Origin of the sequence: Streptomyces violaceus (genome assembly GCF_036014075.1) — a bacterium.
Lineage (GTDB): Bacteria > Actinomycetota > Actinomycetes > Streptomycetales > Streptomycetaceae > Streptomyces > Streptomyces violaceus.
In genome coordinates this window covers 8,009,274-8,030,723 of record NZ_CP107911.1, presented here as the reverse complement: position 1 = coordinate 8,030,723, position 21,450 = coordinate 8,009,274, and the positions used below count along the sequence as shown (strand labels likewise).

Here is a 21,450-nt window from a genome sequence, read left to right as displayed (position 1 = left end):
ATCGCAATGAAGTTTTGCGATCAATGACCCGCGGAAGCGTGCCAGTGCGCCGTCCGCAACACGAGGTGCGTCCCAACCCGCCCGCCACAGGAGGTTGTTGTGCTCTTCCGCCGCGTGTCTCGTGCATCCGTCGTCACGACGGGGCTGGTCGCCCTTGCCGTGCTCGCGGCCGGGGGCTGTGACTCCGGTCCGGACCGGAAGCCGGCCGCCGCCGACGGGCCCGCCGTGATCGCGCCGGGTGAGCCCGGCGCGGCGAACCGCACCCTGTCCGCCGAGGAAGCCGCCGACCAGCGCTCGGAGAACGACTCCCCCAACTCGGCCGACGTCTCCTACGTCCGCATGATGATCGAGCACCACACCCAGGCCCTGGTGATGACCGAACTCGTCCCGAAGCGTGCCGAGTCGAGCAAGGTGAAGCGCATCGCCGAGCGCGTCTCAGCCGGCCAGAAGCCCGAGATCGAGGCCATGAAGGGCTGGCTGAAGTCGTACGGCAAGCCGCTGAAGGCCGAGCGGCACGAGCACGCCACGATGCCCGGCATGGCGACCGAGGCTCAGCTGAAGAAGCTCCGCGCGGCCGGCGGCAAGGCCTTCGACCACCTCTTCCTGACCCTGATGACGACCCATCACCAGGGTGCGATCACCATGGCCACGGACGTGAAAGGGCAGGGCAACAACATCCGCGTCGAGGAGATGGCCGACGAGGTGATCGCCCAGCAGACCAGCGAGATCACGCGGATGCGGGACATGCTCTGAGCGGAGTCCCGGTCACGGTCGTGCCCCGGGCCGGCCCGTTCAGCGCCGTGCGCGGCGGGGCGCGAGCAGGCCCGCGTCCCGGGCCTGGCCGATCAGCCTCAGCGACTTGCGTCGGCTGTGGCCGGTCGCGCACATCACGGCGAGGACCGGGTCGGCACCGTCCAGCTGGGCCGCGCGGTACTCCTGTGCCACCAGCCACCGCCCCTCCGCGCCGTGCGGCCAGACCGGCCGGGACCGGCGCCCCGGGCCCGCGCAGCCCTCGGGATCCGGGCCCGCCCCGGCGCCGCACGCCTCGGCCAGCGATTCCTCGAGCCAGTCGGCGAGCACCGCCAGGTCGTCGAGGGACAGCGCGGGCTGGGCGCGTACGTCCTCGACACCGACGTATCCGCCGGCCACGACCGCCAGCGCGTCGACGTGGGCGCCGTCCGTGAAGGCGAGCCGGACGTCGAACCACCGCGTGGCGTCCGCGTTCTCCCGCACTTCCCACGCGGGCCGCACGGACACCGCGCCGTCCGCCGGAGAGCGATCAGAAAGATTAAGAAAGGATGCTTCCAGCACACACGGAACGTAACCGCATGATCACATTCGCTATAGATCCGACACGCGCCCCGGTCGGAGCACAGCACCCTGTCAGCGGAGCCCGGCCGGTGCGATGCTGGAGACATCAGCGCTCTCCGGAGATCCCCCGGGATCCCACGGGTAAGGAGTTCCGCCGTGCTGCGAGTCGCCGTCGTAGGCTCCGGGCCGAGCGGGTGCTACACGGCCCAGAGCCTCGTCCAGCTGGACTCCGGGGTGTGCGTCGACGTCCTGGACCGGCTGCCGTGCCCGTACGGCCTGGTCCGCTACGGCGTGGCACCCGACCATGAGAAGATCAAGTCTTTGCAGAACAATCTGCGCACGGTGCTGGAGCACGACCGGGTCCGCTTCCTCGGAGGTGTGCAGGTGGGCCCCGGCGGGGTGCCGGCCGCCCGGCTGCGGGAGCTCTACCACGCGGTGGTGTACTGCGTGGGCGCCGCCACGGACCGACATCTGGGCATTCCCGGGGAGGACCTGCCGGGGAGCTGGTCGGCGACGCAGTTCGTGTCCTGGTACAGCGCCCATCCGGACGCGGTGGACGGGGGATTCCTGCGGGACGCGCGGTCGGCCGTGGTCATCGGCGTCGGGAACGTCGCCGTGGACGTCACCCGGATACTGGCCCGGGGGCTGGCCGAGCTCAGCCCGACCGACATGCCGCAGGCGGCCCTGACCGCGCTGGCGGCGAGCCGGGTGACGGAGATCCACATGGTGGGCCGGCGCGGCCCGTCCCGGGCCCGCTTCACCACCAAGGAGCTGCGCGAGCTGGGCACCCTGCCGGGGACGGACGTCGTCGCGGACCCGGCGGAGCTGGCGCCGGACCCGGGGTACACGGACCCGTCCGCGCTGCCCGCCCCGCAGCGGCGCAACGTGGAGGTGCTGCGGGGCTGGGCCGAGTCACCGCCGGCGGACGCCCCGCACCGGATCCACCTCCGCTTCTTCCTCCGCCCTGTCGAACTGCTCGCCGAGCAGGGCCACGTGGGCGCGGTGCGGTTCGAGCGGACGGCCCCGGACGGGCACGGCGGCGTGACGGGCACGGGCCGGTACGAGGACATCGAGGCGCAGCTGGTGCTGCGTTCGGTGGGCTATCTCGGAGTGCCGATGGAGGGTCTGCCGTTCGACGCGAAGACCGGCACCGTGCCGAACCTGGCCGGACGGGTCCTGCGCGAGGGCGTCGTCACGCCGGGCGAGTACGTGGCCGGCTGGATCAAGCGCGGACCGACGGGTGTGATCGGCACGAACCGCCCCTGCGCGAAGGAAACGGCGATGTCCCTCCTGGAGGACGCCCCGCTCCTCGCCGCCAAGGACGTCCCCCAGGACACGCTCACGGCCCTGCGAGCAGAGGGCGCCGACCCGGTCGAATGGACGGGCTGGCAGTCGATCGAACGGGCGGAGGCGGAGCTGGGAGCGTCGTTGGGCAGAGGCGTGGTGAAGCTGCCCGACTGGCAGTCCCTGATGGAGGCCGCGCACAGCAACGGCCCCTAAGGGGCGCGGGGCTGTGTCGATTTGCGGCTCCGCCGCGTGGGCGCGACAAGCCACGGACGGCCCGCGGCAAACCACGAAAGACTCATTCACCAAGACGCCCGGCCTGCCGACCCGCCGCGTCAAGAAGCGCACTCAAAAGCCCCGGAAACAACGAGTCCAGATCATCCCGCCGCAGCCCGTTCATCTTCGCCGTCCCCCGATAGACCTGCCGGATCACCCCGCTCTCCCGCAACACCCGGAAGTGATGCGTGGTCGTGGACTTCGTCACCGGCAGGTCGAAATGCGAACAGGACAACTCCCCGCTCCCCGCGGCAAGCTCCCGCACGATCCGCAACCGCATCGGATCGGCGAGCGCGTGCAGCACATCCTCCAGCCGGATCTCGTCGCTCTCGGGATGCGGCAGGGAGCGGCTGCTCACGGCGGGGGACGTCACGGCGACTCCACTTCCTCGGGGGCCTCCATAGTACGAGAACCCTCGTAGTTTGACATCTACCGTACTACGATGCCTATCGTACGAGTCGATACCGGCCCCGTGACGAATGGAGTCCGCCGTGACCGCGCTCTTCGAGCCCTTCACCCTGCGCGATGTGACGATCCCGAACCGCGTGTGGATGCCCCCGATGTGCCAGTACTCGGCGGCACCGGAGGGCCCGGAGACCGGCGCCCCCGCCGACTGGCACTTCGCGCACTACGCCGCCCGCGCGGCCGGCGGCACGGGCCTGATCATCGTCGAGGCCACCGCCGTGTCCCCGGAGGGCCGCATCTCCCCGTACGACCTCGGCATCTGGAACGACACGCAGGTGGAAGCGTTCCGCCGCATCACCCGCTTCCTCGCCGCGCAGGGCACCGTGCCGGCCATCCAGCTCGCCCACGCCGGCCGCAAGGCCTCGACGGACCGCCCCTGGAAGGGCGGCGCCCCGGTCGGCCCGGACGCGTACGGGTGGGACTCCGTGGCGCCGAGCCCCCTCGCGTTCGACGAGAAGCACCCGGCCCCGGCCGAGCTGACCGCCGACCAGATCAAGGACATCGTCGGGCAGTTCGCGGCCGCGGCCCGCCGCGCCCTCGCCGCCGGTTTCGAGATCGCCGAGATCCACGGCGCCCACGGCTACCTGATCAACGAGTTCCTCTCCCCGTACTCCAACCACCGGACCGACGCCTACGGCGGCTCGTACGAGAACCGCGTCCGCTTCGCCCTCGAAGTGGTGGACGCCGTACGGGAGGTGTGGCCGGACGGCAAGCCGCTGTTCTTCCGCGTCTCGGCAACCGACTGGCTCGAGGACGGCGGCTGGACCGCCGACGACACCGTCCGCTTCGCCGCCGAGCTGCGGGCCCACGGCGTCGACCTGCTGGACGTCTCCAGCGGTGGCAACGCCTCCGGTGCCCGGATCCCCACCGGACCCGGCTACCAGGTGCCCTTCGCCGCCCGGGTGAAAGCCGAGACGGCTTTGCCGGTCGCCGCGGTGGGGCTGATCACCGACGTCGAGCAGGCCGAGAAGATCCTGGCCAACGGCGAGGCGGACGCGGTCCTGCTCGGCCGGGAACTGCTGCGCAACCCCTCGTGGGCCCGGCACGCGGCGCGGGAACTCGGCGGTGAGGTCCGGGTGCCGGACCAGTACCACCGGTCGGTCTGACCGGCACCCGGGCCTCGGAGCACCTGATGCGTCAACCGGCCGTGCACGCCGTCCCGTTGAGCGTGAACGCGGCCGGAGCGGCGCTGTTGCCGCCGTGGCTCGCCTGGTAGCCGATGCTCACACTCGCGCCCGGCGCGATCGTGCCGTTGTACGACACGTTGGTGGCGGTGACCGACCCGGACGACGGCGCGTACGTGGCGCCCCAGCCGCCCGTGACGGTCTGGCCCGCGGGGAGCGTGAAGCCGAGTTTCCAGCCGTTGACCGTCGTCGTACCGGTGTTGGTGAGGGTCACGGACGCGGTCAGGCCGGTGGTCCAGGCGTTGAGCGTGGACGTCACCTTGCAGGCGCCGGGCTGGGGCTGCGGCGCCGGGCCCGAGCTGTCGAGGCCGAAGAAGGTGAGCACGCGGGACGCCATGCCGTGGGCGTACAGGTTGTGGCCGACGCCCTGGAGGCTGATCGCCTCCACGGGAGCCCGGTCACCCGTGCCGCCGTAGCGAGTGCGGGTCCATCCGGACTGTGGGGTGTCGGTGGTGGTCGGCGTCTGGCTCACACCGTGCACGTTCGTCCACTGCTTGATCTGTTCCCCGAAGTTGGGGTAGCGCAGGACGTCGTCCTCCGTACCGTGCCAGATCTGCATCCGCGGGCGGGGACCGGCGTGGCCGGGGTACGCGCCCCGGACCAGATCGCCCCACTCCTTCGGGGTGCGGGTGAGCGTGCCGCCCGAGCAGTTGCTGTTCCATTCGGAGCCGTCGGTGGTGGCGAAGCAGGCGAACGGCACGCCGGAGAAGGCGGCGCCGGCCGCGAAGACGTCGGGGTAGACGCCGAGCAGGACGTTCGTCATCATCGCGCCGGAGGAGACGCCCGTGGCGAACACCCGGCCGGTGTCGGCGTCGTAGGTGCGGGTGACCCAGTCGATCATCGACTTGACGCCGACGGGGTCGCTGCCGCCGCCGCGGCGCAGCGCCTGGGGCGAGGAGACGTCGAAGCACTTGCTGCTGCGGGTGACGGACGGGTAGAGCACGATGAACCCGTACTGGTCGGCCAGCGTGTCGTACTCGGTGCCGTTGTACATGTCCGGGCCCGAGCCGGTGCACCAGTGCACGGCGACCACGACCGCCGGGTTCGGCTTGACGCTCTCCGGCACGTACAGGTACATCCGCAGGTTGCTGGGGTTCGTACCGAAGTTCGTGACCTCGGTGAGGGCCGCGGCGGGTACGGCCGCATCGCGGACGGACTCGCGGACGGACTCGCCGGCCGGCTCGCGGGCGGCGGCCGCGGGTGCGGTGAGCACCGTGGCCGCGAGCATCGGCAACAGCGCGGCGACGAGCGCGAGGAATATCGACCGCAGTGGTCTCCTCGCCGTGGGGCGGGGGGTGGCAGGCACGTCCGTGTCCCTTCCGTTGTGAGGCGCGGCTCGCAGGAGGTCGTACGGCGGTTCAGCAGGTGGAGTTCGTCTGGGTCAGCAGGGCCGGACGCCAGGGCAGCCGGTAGTACTCGCCGCTCGCGGCGGGGTCCATCCCCTGGTAGAGGAACCGCAGGCGGCACGGGTCGATCGTGAGGGTCTGGTCGACACCGGCGCGGATCATCTCGCCGTGGCTGAAGTCCCTGGTCCAGGCCGGCTGTCCGGCCTCGAAGGTGACGTTGCTGGATCGGGCGAACGGGTTGGCCTCGGTGTCGGCCAACGGCGTCCAGGCGCCGCCCAGGCTGTCGGCCCGCCAGGCCCGGAACCAGCGTCGCCAGTCGGATCCGGTCGCGAGCGCCTCGACGAGCATGAGGTAGCCGCCGCCGTCGCCGAGCCGGTAGACGTTGCCCGCCTCGAAGAGGTCGAAGCGGTTGGGTTCGGACAGCACGATGGTGGTGTCGCGGAAACCGTTCGGGAACTCGGCGAGCGTGGTGCGCGAGCGGTACTGGTGGCCGTTGCCGTCGGAGAAGAACAGGTAGCAGTCCGTCCGGTCACAGATCGTCCAGAAGTCCAGCCAGGCACCGTCGCCCTTGTTCTCGGTGACGATCGGCGGCTCACCGTCGAAGAAGTCGCGCGGCGCACTCCAACTGAGCGGATCGGAGGGGTCCTTGGTCGTGGAGTAGGACGGTGGCCCGGTCTGGTAGACCATGTACCAGGTCTGCTGGGGCGCGAAGTAGAACACCTGGGGCGCGGCGGCGTACCGGTTTCCGATGTTCGGGTTCGCGTCCAGGAACGTCTGGGGTGCCGAGGCGGCCTCGGACCACTCGGTGAAGCTCGTGTGTCCCAGGCTCCACCGCCCGGCGGTGTCGGCGGTCGTGAAGTAGACGTGCCAGCGGTCCCGGTAGCGGAAGACCGTCGGGTCCTTGACCGAGAGGATCGGGTGGGCCGCGTCCGGCTTGGGGCTGATCAGCGGGCCGCTCGAGGACCACGTGAACGAAGCCGGCAGCGAGCTCTCGCCGGCGGGCCGCGAGGTGCCGGCGGCCGCCGGCACCGACGGCACGAGAGGGGCGCCGACGGCCACCAGCATGAACACGAGTCCACTGACGAACGTACGCATGCGCGGAGTCCTCATCGACCCGCCCTTTCGTGAAGGGAAGCGTCCGTCGGCATGGTGGCATGCACATGGCTTTCATGGAAGCGCTCCCACACGGCCCCGGGGCGGCCCCCGCCCTGACAAGGACCGGCCGAATGTGTTCTGCGCGAGGCGTTGACTAGAAAGCGCTTGCCCCCTACGTTCCGTTCAGCAGTGTGACCCGGAAGCGCCTCCGCCAAGGCGCCCACCGAGGCCCGTCAGGCCTGGGGAAGTGCACCCCCAGAGCACGGCGGGATCTCCGGACCGGTCACCTGCAACGCGCGCGGTGAACAACATGGCGAACGTCAATCATGTAGATGACCGACCTGACAACCATGAGGGCACCACGAAGGGACGCACCCCACATGCGTACTCCCCCACGCACACGCGTACACAGATCCACCCTGGCTGTCGCCGCCGCGTCCGCGTTGGCGACCGTGGCGGTCCTGGCCGTTCCCCAGCCGGCCGGGGCCGCCGAGACCTCGCCGATCGGGTTCGGCGCGGGCACGACCGGCGGCGGCAGCGCCTCCGCGGTCACCGTCTCCACGCTGAGCGCCTTCAAGTCGGCCGTGACCGGCAACTCGGCCAAGGTGGTGAAGGTCAACGGCCTGATCTCGCTGAGCGGTCAGGTCGACATCGGGTCCAACACGACTGTCCTGGGCGTGGGTTCCGCGTCCGGGTTCACCGGCGGCGGACTGCGACTGAAGAAGGTCTCGAACGTCGTCGTACGCAACCTGAACATCAGCAAGCCGGTCGCGCCCGCCGACGGCATCACCGTCGAGGCGTCCACCAAGGTCTGGATCGACCACAACTCCTTCTCGGCGGACCGCGATCACGACAAGGACCACTACGACGGTCTGCTGGACGTCAACCACGGCGCGGACAACGTCACGGTGTCCTGGAACACCTTCAAGAACCACTTCAAGGGCTCGCTCGTCGGCCACAGCGACAACAACGCGAGCCAGGACACCGGCCACCTGAAGGTGACGTACCACCACAACCACTTCGCCAACGTGTACTCACGCATCCCCAGCCTGCGCTTCGGCACCGGGCACTTCTACAACAACTACGTCGAGGGCGCCGACACCGCCTGCCACTCGCGCATGGGCGCCCAGCTGCTGGTCGAGAACAACGTCTTCCGCTCGACGAAGGTCGCGGTCACCACGAACCGCAGCAGCGACGTCGACGGATACGCCAACCTGCGCGGCAACGATCTCGGAGGAGCCACGACCGAGGTCTCGCGCGTCGGCAGCTTCACCAGCCCGCCGTACGGCTACTCGGCGGAGCCGGCCTCGTCCGTCGTCACCTCGGTGACGTCGGGTGCGGGCGCCGGAAAGCTCTGACACACCCCCATCCGCTCAGACCTCATCCGCTCAGACGACAGAAGGAATCGGGACATGACTTCTGCGACACGTCCGCGCACCCGCAGGCGCGCGCTGACCGGCGCGCTGGCCACCCTCGGCCTGTCGGTTGGCATGATCATGACCACCAACGCACCCACGGCGAGCGCCGCCACCTGGCCGACCCCCAACGGCAGCCAGGGCACCTCCTCCACCATCTCCGTCTCCGGCACCAAGGACTACGGGATGAAGCGGTACTACGGCACCGGCGAACTGGCCGGTGACGGCCAGGAGGAGGGCCAGGACCCGATCTTCAAGCTCGCGAACGGCGCGGTGCTGAAGAACGTCATCCTCGGCGCCCCGGCGGCCGACGGCATCCACTGCGAGGGCAGCTGCACGCTGCAGAACGTCTGGTGGGAGGACGTCGGCGAGGACGCCGCCACCTTCCGCGGCGGCAACGGCGCCACGTACCAGGTGATCGGCGGCGGTGCGAAGAAGGCCGCGGACAAGGTCTTCCAGCACAACGGCGGCGGCACGCTGAGCATCTCCAACTTCGCGGTGCAGGAGTTCAAGACGCTCTACCGCTCCTGCGGCGACTGCTCCACGCAGTACACGCGCAAGGTCAACCTCAACACCATCGACGTGACCGGCACGGGCTCCACCGCGCGGCTCGTCGGCATCAACGTCAACCGCAACGACGTGGCGACGCTGCGGGGCATCACGATCCGCAACGACTCGGGCCGCAAGGTCGTCCCCTGCCAGAAGTACAACAACAACACCGCTGTCGGGTCGGGACCCGACAGCAAGAACTGCCTGTACTCCACCTCGGACGTCACCTACAGGTAGACCCCCCACGGTGAAGGCGGCCGTGCGCGGCGTCCCGGCGGGCGCTGCGCACGGCCGTCCGCGTCATGTGCCCCGCACGCGCGCGCGGACCTCCCCGATCAGCTCCCGCTGGTAGTCGGTGTAGGCCACGCGCAGCTCGGCGCCGGGCCAGCCGGCGGGCAGAAGTCCGGGCGGCAGAACGGGATCGGCCAGCAGGTGCCGTACGACGGCGGCGAAGGCGGCCAGGCGATCGGCCGGGCGGTGTGCGTCGGCGACGTGATCGAGCAGCGCGCGGGCCGTGGCAGGCCAGGTGTCCAGCGGCCACAGGGACGCGGCCAGATCGCGCGAGGGCCGGTCGGGGCGGGCCGTGTAGCACTGGGACACCTGGCCCAGATCCCCGGGGAGGGCACGGTGCAGGTTGGCGGGCCGGAGCCAGACCCCCTCGCGCAGTTCGGCGAGCCGGAGGCCGGTCAGCCGGGCCCGCAGGTCGGCGCGTTCGGCGGGTCCGCGCCCCGACGCGGTGATCACGACCATCTCCCAGTCGCCGTCCCACGCGCGCGTACGGGGGTGCACGGCGTCGTCCTGGCGGCGCTGGCGTTCCAGCAGCCGGTCGCTGAGGCGGTAGCCGGTGTCCGTGCGCCGCAGGTCACCGGCGGCCACCATCCGGCTGAGCGCCGCCCGCAGCGTGGAGCCGCCGACGTCGAAGCCCTCCACGAGCCGCCCGAGCTCCTTGCCCGGCAGTTCGGGGGGATGTGTTCCGAGCAGCAGGCTCAGTACGACCGACCGCGCGGACAGGGGGCGCAGGTCGAGCGCGCCGGGCCGCGCCGGGACGTTCATCGGCATGGTCACGTACTGTACGCGGCGGCCTCCTGTGTTACAGGATTGCTGCGGTCGCAGACAAAGTGCAACACTCGCCGTATGGTCTCGACACTCGACGAACAGCATGCGTACGGCGGACCCGCCACGCACGACGTCACCAACCAGGCCCCGCCCCTCACCCCGTACGACGCCTCCGACGACACGGCCCTGCTGGAAGGGCTGCGGCGGGAGGGCGCCGGGTGGGCCGAGAAGGAACTGCGCCGCCTCGGCAGGCAGGCCGGCAGCGTCCAGGCCCAGGAGTGGGCCGATCTGGCCAACCGTCACGAGCCGGAGCTGCGCACGCACGACCGGTACGGCAACCGGGTGGACGAGGTCGAGTTCCACCCGAGCTGGCACCACCTGATGCGCACCGCGATCACCGAGGGGCTGGCCGCTTCGCCCTGGGCCGACGACAGGCCCGGCGCCCATGTCGCCCGGTCCGCCGGCGGACTGGTCTGGGGGCACACCGAGGCCGGCCACGGCTGTCCGACGTCGATGACCTACGCGGCGGTCCCCGCGCTGCGCGGGCAGCCGGAGCTGGCGAAGGTCTACGAACCGCTGCTGACGAGCCGGGAGTACGAGCCCGGCCTCCGGGTGCCCACGGAGAAGCGGGGCCTGCTGGCGGGCATGGGGATGACCGAGAAGCAGGGCGGCTCCGACGTCCGGACGAACACCACGGCGGCCACGCCCACGGCCGAGCCCGGGGTGTACACCCTGCGCGGGCACAAGTGGTTCACCTCGGCGCCGATGTGCGACGTGTTCCTCGTGCTGGCGCAGGCCCCGGGCGGCCTGTCCTGCTTCCTGGTGCCGCGCGTGCTGCCCGACGGCGTCCGGAACACCTTCCGCATCCAGCGGCTGAAGGACAAGCTGGGCAACCGCTCCAACGCCTCCTCCGAGCCCGAGTTCGACGGGACCGTGGCCTGGCTGGTCGGGCCCGAGGGCCACGGCGTCAAGACCATCATCGAGATGGTCAACTGCACGCGGCTGGACTGCGTGATGATGTCGGCCGCGCTGATGCGCAAGTCCCTCGTCGAGGCGGGCCACCACGCGCGCCACCGCAGCGCGTTCGGCGCCCGGCTGGTGGACCAGCCGCTGATGCGCAATGTGCTGGCCGATCTGGCGCTGGAGTCCGAGGCCGCCACCACGCTCACCCTGCGGCTGGCCGGGGCGGCCGACCGGACGATCCGCGGAGCCGATGTGGACGGGGCGGAGGCCGCGTTCCGCCGGATCGCCACCGCCGTCGGCAAGTACTGGGTGACCAAGCGGGGCCCGGCCTTCACCGCGGAGGCCCTGGAATGCCTCGGCGGCAACGGCTACGTCGAGGAATCGGGCATGCCCCGGCACTACCGCGAGGCTCCCCTGCTGTCGATCTGGGAGGGTTCGGGGAACGTCAACGCCCTCGACGTGCTGCGGGCGCTGAGCCGCGAACCGGGCACCGCCGAGGCGCTGTTCGGCGAGCTGGCCCTCGCCCGGGGCGCGGACGCCCGGCTGGACGCGGCCGTGACCCGGCTCAAGGACCGGCTGCCCGAGGCGTCGCAGACGACGGCCCGCCGGCTCGTGGAGCAGATGGCCCTGACACTCCAGGCCTCCCTCCTCGTCCGGCACGCCCCGCCTGCGGTCGCCGACGCGTTCTGCGCGACCCGGCTCGGGGGCGACTGGGGGCAGGCCTTCGGGACGCTGCCGGAAACGGCCGGCCTCGACGCGATCCTGGAGCGCGCGTTGCCCGAGGGGGACTGAGCCGCCTTCCCTGGCGGGGACTGAGCTGTCGTCAGCCAACGGGCGCACAGTTCGCGCACCGTCATCTCCCGATTCCGCTTCGTTGTCAGTGCCGTGGTGCAGACTCCCCGTCAGTTGGTACTTCGCCTGGGGAGGACAACGTGTTCAGGGGGATCGACGAGGTCGACTGGGCCTCGCTGCGGCATGGGTACGGCAGCGCGGAGGATGTGCCCGGACTACTGCGGGGACTGGCCTCCGCCGACCCGGCCGAGCGGGAGAGCGCGCTCGACGGGATGTACGGCGCCGTGCACCACCAGGGAGGCGTGTACGACGCGACGCTCGCCTGTGTTCCGTTTCTCCTCGCGCTCGCCGTCCGCGAGGAGGTGCGGGACCGGGCGGGGGTCGTGGAACTCCTCGTCAGCATCGGTGACATCGCAGGTGACAGGACCGTCTCGGAGGACATCGCCGGGAGAGCCGCTGCCGCCCTGCACGCGGGTGCCGAGGTCTTCGTCCGGCTCGCGGGAGACGCGGACGCCGGGGTTCGCCGGGCGGCTCCGGGCGCGCTCGTGCGGTTCCTCTGCCCACCGGACCGTGTGCTCACCCTGTTGCGGGAGCGGATCACCGTGGAGCGGGACGACCGGGTTCTGCTCGCCCTGGCCGCGAGCCTGGGCCTGTTCGTGGAGCGGCACCCGGGGCACGCCTCCGAGGCGGTGGACCTGCTGGCGGAGTTGAGCGGGCCCCCGTACGGCCCTGGGCTGCGGCTCGCCGCGCTCGGCCAGCTGGCGAGGCGCGCGCCGGAGCTACTTCCCGCCAATCTCGTACCGGCCGTCGTCCGGTTGCTCAGGGACAGATCCGGGGAACAAGCCCGCACCGGCCACGCGGGCGGCTGTCCCGGCACGGACACGCTCGCCGGCCGGCTGCGGCGCCTGCGCCCCTCGGACGAGGAGGGCTCCCAGCTGATGCGGACGCTGCACTCCGCGCTCGGCAGCCGGGTCATCGACCGGATCGCCCTGCTGTGCGGGCAGTTGACCAGCCCGGATCCCCTCGACCGGTGCAACGCCGTGTGGATGTCGGCCGGGCTGTTCCGCGAGTGGCGTACGAGCGGCGCGGAGCCGGTCGCCCTCATCGGTGCCCAACTGGGCGCCGAGGAAGGCCGGTTGCATGACGCGGCGGTCGCTGTCCTGGTCGAGCTCTTCGAGCTGGCCGTGCCGGCGGCGGACCACCTCCACGCGCTGGTGACCTGCCGTCCCGAGTTTCGCGTACGGCACGGGGAGCGGGGTGCGCCGACGCTGGGCGGTCCGCTCAAGGCCCTGGCCAGGGCGGGGGACCCCCGGGCCACGCCGGTGCTGTCCGACGTGCTGGCCGGTCCGGTCGTGCCGGACGACCTGGGCTACGCGATACCCCACCTGGGGACTGCGGCCTTGCCGCTGGCCCCCGCTCTGCGGCGCCGGCTCGCCCGCGTTCCGCTCGACGGCCCCGGCACATACGAGCGGGCCGCTCCCCTGCTGTCGGCGCTCACGGCACTGGGCGACGCCGAGTCCATACCGGCGGTGTTGCGTCTGCTGCGCGGCGTGCCGGACGGGCTGCGGCCGCGCGACGCCGTCACGAGGGCGGCGGTCCGTGCCCTCGGCGGGTTCGGCGCCGCAGCGTACGAGGCGATACCGGATCTGCGCGGACTGCTGGAGACGGACGGCGCCGTCGCGGCAGCGGAAGCACTGTGGTCGATCACGGGCGATCCGGATGCCGTGGTGCCCGTGCTGCACCAGGAGTTGACGGACACCGGCGGCGAACAGCGTCGCCGCGCGGCCGCCGCGGACGCACTCGCACGACTGGGACCGGCGGCCCGTCCGGCCCTGCCCGGGCTGCGGCGGATGGCCGGCTCCGGCGCCGTACGGGAGCGCGCCACGGCCGCGTGCGCGGTGTGGCGGATCGCCGGGGAGCCGGAACAGTTCCTTCCCGTCCTCCGCTCCGCGTGGGCGGAGGACCCGCGCACCCGCACGACGGTCGCCGGGTGCGTGGCGGCCCTGGGGCCCGCGGGGGCACCCCTGCACGACCTGCTCCGAGCGGAGCTCGCGTCCCCGCGACGGCACCGGGCCGACGCCCGCGGCTACGGCGGCAGCGCCATCCACGAGGACGAGGGGTTGCTGCGGATGTGCCGGGCGGCGCTGGCCGGGGTGGGGCACGGGTAGGTGGGATCCGTCAGCGGCCTCCGAGGGCCTCACCCTGTCGTACGTCCCCACATCGGCCCGAAGCGGGACCACTCGGCGTCCCACTGGTCCATGCGGCCGCGTTCCAGTCGGCGGCGCAGGGCACGGCCGCCGATGAGCGGCAGGGACGCGGCGCCGATACCGGCCACGCTGCCGATCAGGAAGGCCCGTACATGGGCCTGGGACTCGGTGACGGGGCGGGTCACCTGGCGGCCCTCGGGGTCCGTCCACACCGTGACCGGTGTCCCGGCGGCGCTGCCCGCCGGGACCCGGAGCTGCCCGGAGCGCGCGGAGCCGTCCACAGCGGTCCACGTCGCCGTCGCCCACACCTGCTCGGTACGGGACACGCCGCCGTTCTCCGAGATCCTCCCGGGAGCCCGCTCGTCCAGCCGGGCCACGAGGGGCCGCCACTCGACGCGTTCCCGTGCCAGCCCGTCCTCGACGGACCGGCTCACCGTCGTGCCGGCCAGCATCCCGACGAAGGCGGTGAGCGTCCACACGCCCAGCACGACCCAGGCCTCGACCCTGTCGGCGCGGCGCTTGAGCGGATTGCGCCGCCAGCGCCACAGCCACACCTTCGGACCTCGTAACGCCATCGAAGGCACCCTCCTCATGAGCGCATGACCATCCCGCCGCCCTCTGCATACGGAAGACGGCCCCTGGATGCTCACTGCACCTACTCCGACGTGACGGCCCCCACGCCGCCGGGCCCCTGCGGGCGCCCTCCGGAACGCGGTGCGCCGAACCCCGCTGCGGCCCTCGACACTCGCCTGACCTGCACCGGAGTCCGTTCCAGAGGTGACTGTCAGTGGTGGGGTGCAGACTGGCCGGTGTCAAAGACGAGGGCGTCAATGACGACGCCGCGGAGGTGATCGGCATGGCCGAGGTACTGCTGGCCGTGGGCACGCGCAAAGGCCTGTTCATCGGGCGCCGGCGGGGTGGTGGCGCCTGGGAGTTCGACGAGAGTCCCTACTTCAACGCGCAGGCCGTGTACTCGGTCGCCGTCGACACCCGGGGCGCGACCCCTCGGCTGCTGGCCGGCGGCGACAGCGCGCACTGGGGCCCGTCCGTGTTCCACTCAGACGATCTCGGCCGCACCTGGACCGAACCGGCGCACCCCGCCGTCAAGTTCCCCAAGGACACGGGGGCGTCCCTGGAGCGGGTGTGGCAACTGCACCCGGCCGCCGCCGAGCCGGACGTGGTGTACGCGGGTACGGAACCGGCCGCGCTGTACCGCTCGGAGGACCGCGGGGAGACGTTCGAGCTGGTCCGGCCCCTGTGGGAGCACCCCACACGGTCGAAGTGGGTGCCGGGCGGCGGCGGTGAGGGCCTGCACACCGTGCTCACCGACGCGCGCGACCCGAAGGCCGTGACGGTCGCCGTCTCGACCGCCGGCGTGTTCCGCACGCTGGACGGCGGCGCCAGCTGGGCCCCCTCCAACTCGGGTGTCTCGGCGGTGTTCCTGCCCGACCCGAACCCGGAGTTCGGCCAGTGCGTGCACAAGGTCGCGCGGGACTCGGCGACCCCGGACCGGCTGTACCTGCAGAACCACTGGGGTGTGTACCGCAGCGACGACGCGGGCGCGCACTGGACGGACGTCGGCGAGGGCCTGCCGTCCACGTTCGGTTTCGCGGCGGCCGCGCACCCGCACAGAGGTGACACGGCGTATGTGTTCCCGATCAACGCCGACGCCGACCGGGTCCCGGCCGACCACCGGTGCCGCGTCTACCGGACTGCGGACGCGGGCAAGAGCTGGGAGCCGCTCTCGGCGGGGCTGCCCCAGGAGGACCACTACGGCACGGTGCTGCGCGACGCGCTGTGCACGGACGAGGGCGATCCGGCGGGCGTCTACTTCGGCAACCGCAACGGCGAGGTGTTCGCGTCCGCGGACGACGGCGACACGTGGCAACAGCTCGCCTCACATCTGCCGGACGTGCTCTGCGTGCGGGCCGCGATCGTCGGCTGAGGCGAGGAGGAGGGTCACGCACCGGCCCACCTCAGCCCGCCCGCGGTTGGCGTCCCCGCACGCCGTACTGATGCGGCACTTCGACGTGCCGCATCGAGCGCGAACATGACGGGCACTCAGCCATTCGCCCTTCGGCCTGGACGGTGCGGCCAGGGGCGTTCGCTCAGACGTGGGGTGCCGTGGCACGGATGCCGGCGAGCACCACGCCGACGATGCGTTCCGCGTCCGCTCGGGCGAACGGGCGCATGCCACGGTTGACGATGAGGTGCACGGGGCCGGAGATCATCTCGCCGAGGAAGGCGCTGTCGACCGGGGGGAGTTCGCCCCGGTCGACAGCGGTGTCCACCCGTCGCCGCAAGGCGGCCACGCGCTGGTCGAGGATCTTGGTCAGCGCCTCGACGGTGGCGCTTTGGCGAGCGGGCTGGATGGCCTGTTCGAGCGTCCGGCCGAACGGCGTTTCCAGGCCACCGGCGAGGGCCAGGAGGAAGTCCGCCAAGTCCCGGTGGATATCGCCGGTGTCGGCTACCGAGGCGAGATCCTCCGCGTAGCGCAGCAGGGCTTCGACCACCAGCTCCTCACGGTCGGGCCAGTTGCGGTAGACGCTTGTCTTGTGCACGCCGGCGAACTCGGCGACCTCCTCGTAACGGAACCCCGCGATGCCGTCCCGCGCCACCAACTCGACGGTCGCGGCGAGGATCTGCGCTCTCACCCGCGCGTTGCGGCCACCGGGGCGCCGTGCGGGCGACCGGTCAGCGGTCCCGTCGGCCATCGCCGCGCTCACCTCCTGTTTCTCTGCTCGGGTGCCGATTGTCGTCAGGTGCGGCATTGCGGTGCAAGCCGGTGGTAAGTAAGCTCGCTAAAAGCGACAGCTTGTTTCTTTAAGGCAAGGGTCGCACACCCCACCTCAGCGAAACCTGGAGCGCACACGTGAACATCCTTGTCTCCGGAGCCGGTATCGCCGGGCTCGCCTGCGCACGTGAGCTAGGCACCCGCGGCCACGCCGTCACCGTTGTCGAGTACGCCCGCCACCTCCGGCTCACAGGCACACCCATCGACATCCGCGGTGACGCGATCGAGGCCGTGGACAGAATGGGATTACTCGCGAAGATCCAGAAGCAACGGGTCCGGATGTCCGAGCTCACCCAGTTCGTCGACAGCGCGGGCGAGCCGGTGGCCCGGATCCCCCTGGCGGAGATCAACGACTCCGACGACGACATCGAACTCCTCCGCGAGGACCTCGTCCGTATCCTCGCCGAGACGCTCCCGGACAGGGTGGTGATCCGCTTCGGCGATTCGATGGAGGCACTGACCGACGCCGGCGTGAACGGCGGCGGCGTCGACGTACGTTTCGCATCGGGCCGCACCGGGCGTTACGACCTGGTGCTCGGTGCCGACGGCCAGCACTCCGCGGTACGCAGGCTGGTGTTCGGGCCCGAGGAGGACTACCTCCGGCACCTCGGTGTCTACTTCGCCCTCGCCGATCTCCCCGGCGAGGCGCGATCCGAGGGCACCAACTCGATATACAACGTCCCTGGCCGGATGGCAGGCATCTTCCGATACAACGGCAAGGCCGTCGCGGTCTTCCAGTTCCGCTCGGAACCGATCGGCTACGACCACCACGACCTGGGCGCCCAGAAGAAGATCCTCATCGACGCCTTCGCGGGCTACCGGTCGTGGCGGATCCCGGAGCTGCTCGACGCGGCCCGCGCCGATCCTGGCTTCTTCTTCACCTCCGCGAGCCAGATCCACCTGCCCTCCTGGCACCGCGGCCGGGTCGCCCTCGTCGGGGACGCCGGGTACAGCCCGGCCTTCCTGTCCGGCCGGGGCACCTCACTCGCGCTCACCGGCGCCCGCTTTCTCGCCGAAGAACTCGAACGGTGCGGCAATGACCACACCGCCGCTTTCGCACGGTACGAGGCCCGGCAGCGCCCCTATGTCTCGTTCGCCCAGGACCGTGTCCACAGCGGTCGCGACCGCATGCTGCCCTCCACTTGGGCCGCCATCGCCGCCCGCAACGAGGCGCTGCAAGCAATGCGGACAACGCCCCACGGCCCTCAGCGGACCACCCCCCGACACGCTGGAGAGAACGCAGAGTGAAAGACACGCTGGAAAAGCCCGCCCCCGCCGCCCAGGAGCAACGCTGGAGCAAGCGGCTCATCCTCTGGGCGGCCGTTCTCACCCTCGCCAACGTCCTGGCCGACGTGGCCATCGGCTCGCCCATGATGGTCCTGCCCCAGTTACTGGAGCATTTCGACACCGACCAGGCCGCATGGCTGAACGCGAGCGCGATGCTGGCCGGGGCCATCTGGTCGCCGCTGCTCGCGAAGAGCTCCGACATCTTCGGCAAGCGCCGGATACTCATCGGCACGCTGCTCCTCGCCTGCACGGGAGCGCTGGTCTGCCTCGCGGCTCCCAACGTCTGGATCTTCCTGGTGGGGCGCTTCCTCCAGGGCGCCGCCTTCGCCGCGATCTTCATCACGGTGGCCCTCGCACGCCAGATCTGCACCCCGCGGGTGGCGATGGCCCTGGTCGGACTCGTGACGTCCGGCTCGTCGATCGTCGGAATCATCGAGCCGTTCCTGATGCAGCCGGTCATCGATGTGTTCGGCTACCGGAGCGTGTTCATCGTGGCGGCGCTGCTCGCCGCGGCGGCCGCGCTCTGTGTGCGTTCCTTCATTCCGGAGTCGCCGATCCGCGGCACCGGCCGGATCGACATGGCCGGGGCGCTCCTGCTCGGCGGCGGCCTCGGCGCGGTGCTCGCCTACACCAGCCTGGGGAGCGACCTCGGATGGCTTTCCGGCGGCATGATCGCGCTGCTGGCGGCCGGTGCCGCCGCGTTGACCGGCTGGGCGTTCCTCGCACTGCGGGTCGACGAACCCATCATCGACATCCGGGCCCTCAGCCGCCCGATCCTGCTGACGCTGCTGGCCCTGGTACTGGCGGCAGGCTCCTTCCGGAGCATGCTGCAACTGACGGGCATCATCGCCCAGGTGCCCCCCGGCCTGGGGCTCGGTTACGGGCTGGGCGACGGAGAGGCGGTCGCCGTGCTGCTCGCCGCGCCCAATCTCGGCATCGTGATCGGCGGCACGTGCGCCGGATGGATCGCGGGGCGGTTCGGTCCCGCACCGCCCCTCCTCGGCGGCATCGCCGTCGGGACAGCGGCGACCTTCGCGATGCTGGCGGGCGTATCCGTACTCCCGCTGGCGATCACCTGCGGGACCATGCTCGGCATGGCCGCCGGCGCGATCGGCGCCTCCGGCTACAACCTGGCGACCAGCATCGAAGCACCCGAGCGGCAGGGCACGACCGCCGGTCTGGTGTCGGTCATGCTCGCCCTCGGCTCGGTCGTCTTCAGCTTCGCCGGGGGCGAGGTGCTCAAAGCGACCCTGATTCCCGGGACCACTGCCGACGGCGCCCCGGTGAGCACGGCGACCGGCGTGTACCTGTACGTCGCGATGGCGGGAGCGCTCTTCGTCCTCGCCGCGGTGCCCGCGATCATGCTGGCGCGCAAGCACGTAGCGGCCCAACGCCCCTCCGTCTAGACGGGCCTGCCCTCGCCATGACGCAGCCGCCACTCCACCGGCTCGCTCCCCTGCCCCACCAGCAGGTCGTTGGCCCGGCTGAACGGGCGCGAACCGAAGAAACCGCGGTCCGCCGACATCGGCGAGGGATGGGCCGATTCGATCGCCGGAAGATCTCCCAGCAGTGGCCGCAGATTGCGGGCGTCACGGCCCCACAGAATGGACACCAGCGGCTTGCCGCGCCCCGCCAGGGCCCGGATCGCCTGCTCGGTGACCTCTTCCCAGCCCTGGCCCCGGTGCGCGCCGGGCTTGCGCGGGGCGGTGGTGAGCGCCCTGTTGAGCAGCAGCACGCCCTGCTCCGCCCACGGCGTCAGATCACCGTTGGACGGCCGGGGCAGCCCCAAGTCCGTGTGCAGTTCCCGGAAGATGTTCTCCAGACTGCCCGGCAGCGAACGCACCTCGGGCGCCACGGCGAAACTCAGCCCGATGGCCATCCCCGGCGTGGGATAGGGATCCTGACCGACGATCAGGACGCGGACGTCGTCGAACGGCTGCTGGAAGGCCCGCAGGACATTCGCCCCGGCCGGGAGGTAGGTCCGGCCGGCCGCTATCTCGGCCCGCAGGAAGTCCCCCATCGCGGCGATACGTTCGGCCACAGGTTCCAGAGCCTTCGCCCAGCCTGCTTCAACAAGTTCATGCAAGGGTCGTGGTGCCACAGCGCGTCACCCTACTGGCACACAACCGGTCCCCGCACAAAGACATAACCCCTCACGCACGGACGCCGCCCTCGGGGCTACTCTTCCTCCTCGTCGAGGTCATCGAGCCGGTCCCGCAGCTCGCGCAGCCGGTCACCGGTAAGGAGGGGAGCCCGTTGCGTCCAGTGACCGAGCCACTCCGCCAGGGCGGCCGGCCGGCGGACCGGCGCCTGCCGTGACCGGGGCGTCGGAGGGCTCCGGGTTTCTCGCCGTGGACTCCGGCGGGTCCGGACTCCGGGCGGTGGTGGGCACCGCCGAGCGCGGGCCGCTGGCCCGGCGGGAGTCGGCGGAGCCGGTCCCCACAGGCAACCGGGGCATCGACCCCGAACACTTCATGGCGCACCTCATGCCCTTGGTGCGTGCCATGACCGCGGAGGCCGGGCCGGTGCGGTTCACCGCCGTCGTCGTCGGCGCCGCCGGGCTCGCTTCCCTGGGTGACGCACTGCGCGCCGAACTGCCGGGCGCCCTGACCCGGGAACTGGGCGTACGGAGGGTCGCGCTGGCCGCCGACGCCGTGACCGCGTACGTGGGTGCCCTCGGGCCACGTCCCGGTGCCGTGATCGCCGGCGGTACGGGCCTGATCGCGATCGGCACCGACCTGACCGGCTGGCGCCGTGCGGACGGCTGGGGGCATCTGCTCGGCGACTGCGGGGGCGGCGCCTGGATCGGACGGGCCGGTCTCGAGGCCGCGCTACGCGCCCATGACGGGCGCGAGGGCGGCTCGGCCCGGTTGCGGACGAGCGCCGAGGAGGTGTTCGGGCCCGTGGCCGGGCTGCCCGGCCGGTTGTATCCGCGGCCGGACCGGCCCGCCGTCCTCGCCTCCTTCGCACCCCACGTGGCCGTCTGCGCGGAGGGGGACCCCGTCGCGGCGGACATCCTGCGCCTGGCCGCGCGGCACATGGCCGACTCCGCGGCAGTCGTGTGCCCCTCCGGCGGCGAGCCCCGTGTCGCCGTCACCGGCGGCCTGTTCAAACTGGGCGACCCGCTCCTCGGGCCCCTGGACGAGGAACTGGCGCAGCGGCTCCCGCACGCGCGGCGGGTGTCGGCCGAGGGCGATCCGTTGCACGGCTCCGTGCGCCTGGCGACCGAGCTGAGCACCGGCCCCCTCACACTGCCGGGTGACGAGACGATGCTGTCCGTGACAACCCTGTCGGGTGAATAATCCGACCCTCATGATCCGTACGTAACTCAATCCGTACGTAACTCATCAGACAAAACCGGACGTATACCGCTCACCTGCACCCTCCCCGAACAGGAGAGCCCAGGAAACCAGTAACATGCGGCGC

Annotated in this window: 19 protein-coding genes; 11 read left to right on the top strand and 8 right to left on the bottom strand. The window is 71.5% G+C overall.

Going from position 1 to position 21,450, the window contains the following annotated elements:
- Positions 1–99: 99 nt before the first annotated feature.
- Positions 100–753: a DUF305 domain-containing protein gene (locus tag OG542_RS36175; RefSeq protein ID WP_328416492.1), complete on the top strand. Its 654-nt coding sequence runs from the start codon at positions 100–102 to the stop codon at positions 751–753.
- A gap of 39 nt (positions 754–792) precedes the next feature.
- Here the strand turns inward: OG542_RS36175 and OG542_RS36170 are convergent, their stop codons facing one another.
- A complete protein-coding gene (locus tag OG542_RS36170; RefSeq protein WP_328416490.1) occupies positions 793–1,257 on the bottom strand; it encodes a DUF6214 family protein in 465 nt (154 codons plus the stop codon).
- A gap of 210 nt (positions 1,258–1,467) precedes the next feature.
- Here OG542_RS36170 and OG542_RS36165 point away from each other — a divergent pair, with 210 nt between their 5' ends.
- A complete protein-coding gene (locus tag OG542_RS36165; protein WP_328416488.1) occupies positions 1,468–2,811 on the top strand; it encodes an FAD-dependent oxidoreductase in 1,344 nt (447 codons plus the stop codon).
- Between the two features lie 82 nt (positions 2,812–2,893).
- Here OG542_RS36165 and OG542_RS36160 read toward each other — a convergent pair whose 3' ends face one another.
- Positions 2,894–3,244 (bottom strand): ArsR/SmtB family transcription factor, encoded by a 351-nt coding sequence (locus tag OG542_RS36160; RefSeq protein WP_328416486.1) that lies wholly within the window; start codon positions 3,242–3,244, stop codon positions 2,894–2,896.
- Positions 3,245–3,362: 118 nt separating this feature from the next.
- Between OG542_RS36160 and OG542_RS36155 the strand changes: the two genes are divergently transcribed.
- The gene (locus OG542_RS36155; RefSeq protein ID WP_328416484.1) at positions 3,363–4,442 is read left to right on the top strand and encodes an NADH:flavin oxidoreductase/NADH oxidase; all 1,080 of its coding nucleotides are present in this window, start codon (positions 3,363–3,365) and stop codon (positions 4,440–4,442) included.
- Positions 4,443–4,473: 31 nt separating this feature from the next.
- Here the strand turns inward: OG542_RS36155 and OG542_RS36150 are convergent, their stop codons facing one another.
- Both OG542_RS36150 and OG542_RS36145 read right to left on the bottom strand, forming a co-directional pair.
- The gene (locus OG542_RS36150) at positions 4,474–5,781 is read right to left on the bottom strand and encodes an extracellular catalytic domain type 1 short-chain-length polyhydroxyalkanoate depolymerase (protein ID WP_408057881.1); all 1,308 of its coding nucleotides are present in this window, start codon (positions 5,779–5,781) and stop codon (positions 4,474–4,476) included.
- Positions 5,782–5,878: 97 nt separating this feature from the next.
- Positions 5,879–6,961 (bottom strand): non-reducing end alpha-L-arabinofuranosidase family hydrolase, encoded by a 1,083-nt coding sequence (locus tag OG542_RS36145; protein WP_328416482.1) that lies wholly within the window; start codon positions 6,959–6,961, stop codon positions 5,879–5,881.
- 380 nt (positions 6,962–7,341) lie between these two features.
- Between OG542_RS36145 and OG542_RS36140 the strand changes: the two genes are divergently transcribed.
- Both OG542_RS36140 and OG542_RS36135 read left to right on the top strand, forming a co-directional pair.
- The gene (locus OG542_RS36140) at positions 7,342–8,319 is read left to right on the top strand and encodes a pectate lyase family protein (RefSeq protein ID WP_328416480.1); all 978 of its coding nucleotides are present in this window, start codon (positions 7,342–7,344) and stop codon (positions 8,317–8,319) included.
- Positions 8,320–8,373: 54 nt separating this feature from the next.
- Entirely contained in the window at positions 8,374–9,162 is a 789-nt protein-coding gene (locus tag OG542_RS36135; RefSeq protein ID WP_311129914.1) for a pectate lyase, read from the top strand.
- A 63-nt stretch (positions 9,163–9,225) separates the two neighbouring features.
- On the opposite strand, the gene OG542_RS36130 is transcribed toward OG542_RS36135, so the two are convergent.
- The gene (locus OG542_RS36130; RefSeq protein WP_328416478.1) at positions 9,226–9,984 is read right to left on the bottom strand and encodes a PaaX family transcriptional regulator C-terminal domain-containing protein; all 759 of its coding nucleotides are present in this window, start codon (positions 9,982–9,984) and stop codon (positions 9,226–9,228) included.
- A gap of 75 nt (positions 9,985–10,059) precedes the next feature.
- Here OG542_RS36130 and OG542_RS36125 point away from each other — a divergent pair, with 75 nt between their 5' ends.
- Together OG542_RS36125 and OG542_RS36120 are read left to right on the top strand one after the other, a co-directional pair.
- Positions 10,060–11,736: an acyl-CoA dehydrogenase family protein gene (locus OG542_RS36125; protein ID WP_328416476.1), complete on the top strand. Its 1,677-nt coding sequence runs from the start codon at positions 10,060–10,062 to the stop codon at positions 11,734–11,736.
- Positions 11,737–11,876: 140 nt separating this feature from the next.
- A complete protein-coding gene (locus OG542_RS36120) occupies positions 11,877–13,904 on the top strand; it encodes a HEAT repeat domain-containing protein (protein ID WP_328416474.1) in 2,028 nt (675 codons plus the stop codon).
- Between the two features lie 29 nt (positions 13,905–13,933).
- Here OG542_RS36120 and OG542_RS36115 read toward each other — a convergent pair whose 3' ends face one another.
- Positions 13,934–14,518: an Rv1733c family protein gene (locus OG542_RS36115; RefSeq protein WP_328416472.1), complete on the bottom strand. Its 585-nt coding sequence runs from the start codon at positions 14,516–14,518 to the stop codon at positions 13,934–13,936.
- A gap of 212 nt (positions 14,519–14,730) precedes the next feature.
- Between OG542_RS36115 and OG542_RS36110 the strand changes: the two genes are divergently transcribed.
- Complete coding sequence (locus tag OG542_RS36110) at positions 14,731–15,888, top strand: WD40/YVTN/BNR-like repeat-containing protein (RefSeq protein ID WP_328416470.1); 1,158 nt, start codon at positions 14,731–14,733, stop codon at positions 15,886–15,888.
- 163 nt (positions 15,889–16,051) lie between these two features.
- Here OG542_RS36110 and OG542_RS36105 read toward each other — a convergent pair whose 3' ends face one another.
- Positions 16,052–16,657, bottom strand: coding sequence for a TetR/AcrR family transcriptional regulator (locus tag OG542_RS36105; protein WP_311129919.1), 606 nt, complete (start codon positions 16,655–16,657; stop codon positions 16,052–16,054).
- A gap of 158 nt (positions 16,658–16,815) precedes the next feature.
- On the opposite strand from OG542_RS36105, the gene OG542_RS36100 reads away from it, so the two are divergent.
- Positions 16,816–17,985, top strand: a complete 1,170-nt coding sequence (locus OG542_RS36100) for an FAD-dependent monooxygenase (RefSeq protein ID WP_328416467.1) — start codon at positions 16,816–16,818, stop codon at positions 17,983–17,985.
- A complete protein-coding gene (locus OG542_RS36095) occupies positions 17,982–19,430 on the top strand; it encodes an MFS transporter (protein ID WP_328416465.1) in 1,449 nt (482 codons plus the stop codon). Before OG542_RS36100 ends, OG542_RS36095 begins: the two co-directional genes overlap by 4 nt.
- Here the strand turns inward: OG542_RS36095 and OG542_RS36090 are convergent.
- On the bottom strand, positions 19,427–20,125 hold the full coding sequence (locus tag OG542_RS36090; protein ID WP_311129922.1) for a uracil-DNA glycosylase: 699 nt from the start codon (positions 20,123–20,125) through the stop codon (positions 19,427–19,429). The two genes, OG542_RS36095 and OG542_RS36090, sit on opposite strands and share 4 nt — an antisense overlap.
- A gap of 214 nt (positions 20,126–20,339) precedes the next feature.
- Between OG542_RS36090 and OG542_RS36085 the strand changes: the two genes are divergently transcribed.
- Positions 20,340–21,326 (top strand): N-acetylglucosamine kinase, encoded by a 987-nt coding sequence (locus tag OG542_RS36085; protein ID WP_328416463.1) that lies wholly within the window; start codon positions 20,340–20,342, stop codon positions 21,324–21,326.
- Positions 21,327–21,450: the final 124 nt, after the last annotated feature.

What these genes read in the sequence shown, in the direction of transcription:
- OG542_RS36145 (WP_328416482.1), bottom strand. Translation starts at nt 6,961, where the DNA reads ATGCGTACGTTCGTCAGTGGACTCGTGTTCATGCTGGTGGCCGTCGGC.
- OG542_RS36140 (WP_328416480.1), top strand. Translation starts at nt 7,342, where the DNA reads ATGCGTACTCCCCCACGCACACGCGTACACAGATCCACCCTGGCTGTC.
- OG542_RS36135 (WP_311129914.1), top strand. Translation starts at nt 8,374, where the DNA reads ATGACTTCTGCGACACGTCCGCGCACCCGCAGGCGCGCGCTGACCGGC.
- OG542_RS36130 (WP_328416478.1), bottom strand. Translation starts at nt 9,984, where the DNA reads ATGCCGATGAACGTCCCGGCGCGGCCCGGCGCGCTCGACCTGCGCCCC.
- OG542_RS36125 (WP_328416476.1), top strand. Translation starts at nt 10,060, where the DNA reads ATGGTCTCGACACTCGACGAACAGCATGCGTACGGCGGACCCGCCACG.
- OG542_RS36115 (WP_328416472.1), bottom strand. Translation starts at nt 14,518, where the DNA reads ATGGCGTTACGAGGTCCGAAGGTGTGGCTGTGGCGCTGGCGGCGCAAT.
- OG542_RS36105 (WP_311129919.1), bottom strand. Translation starts at nt 16,657, where the DNA reads ATGGCCGACGGGACCGCTGACCGGTCGCCCGCACGGCGCCCCGGTGGC.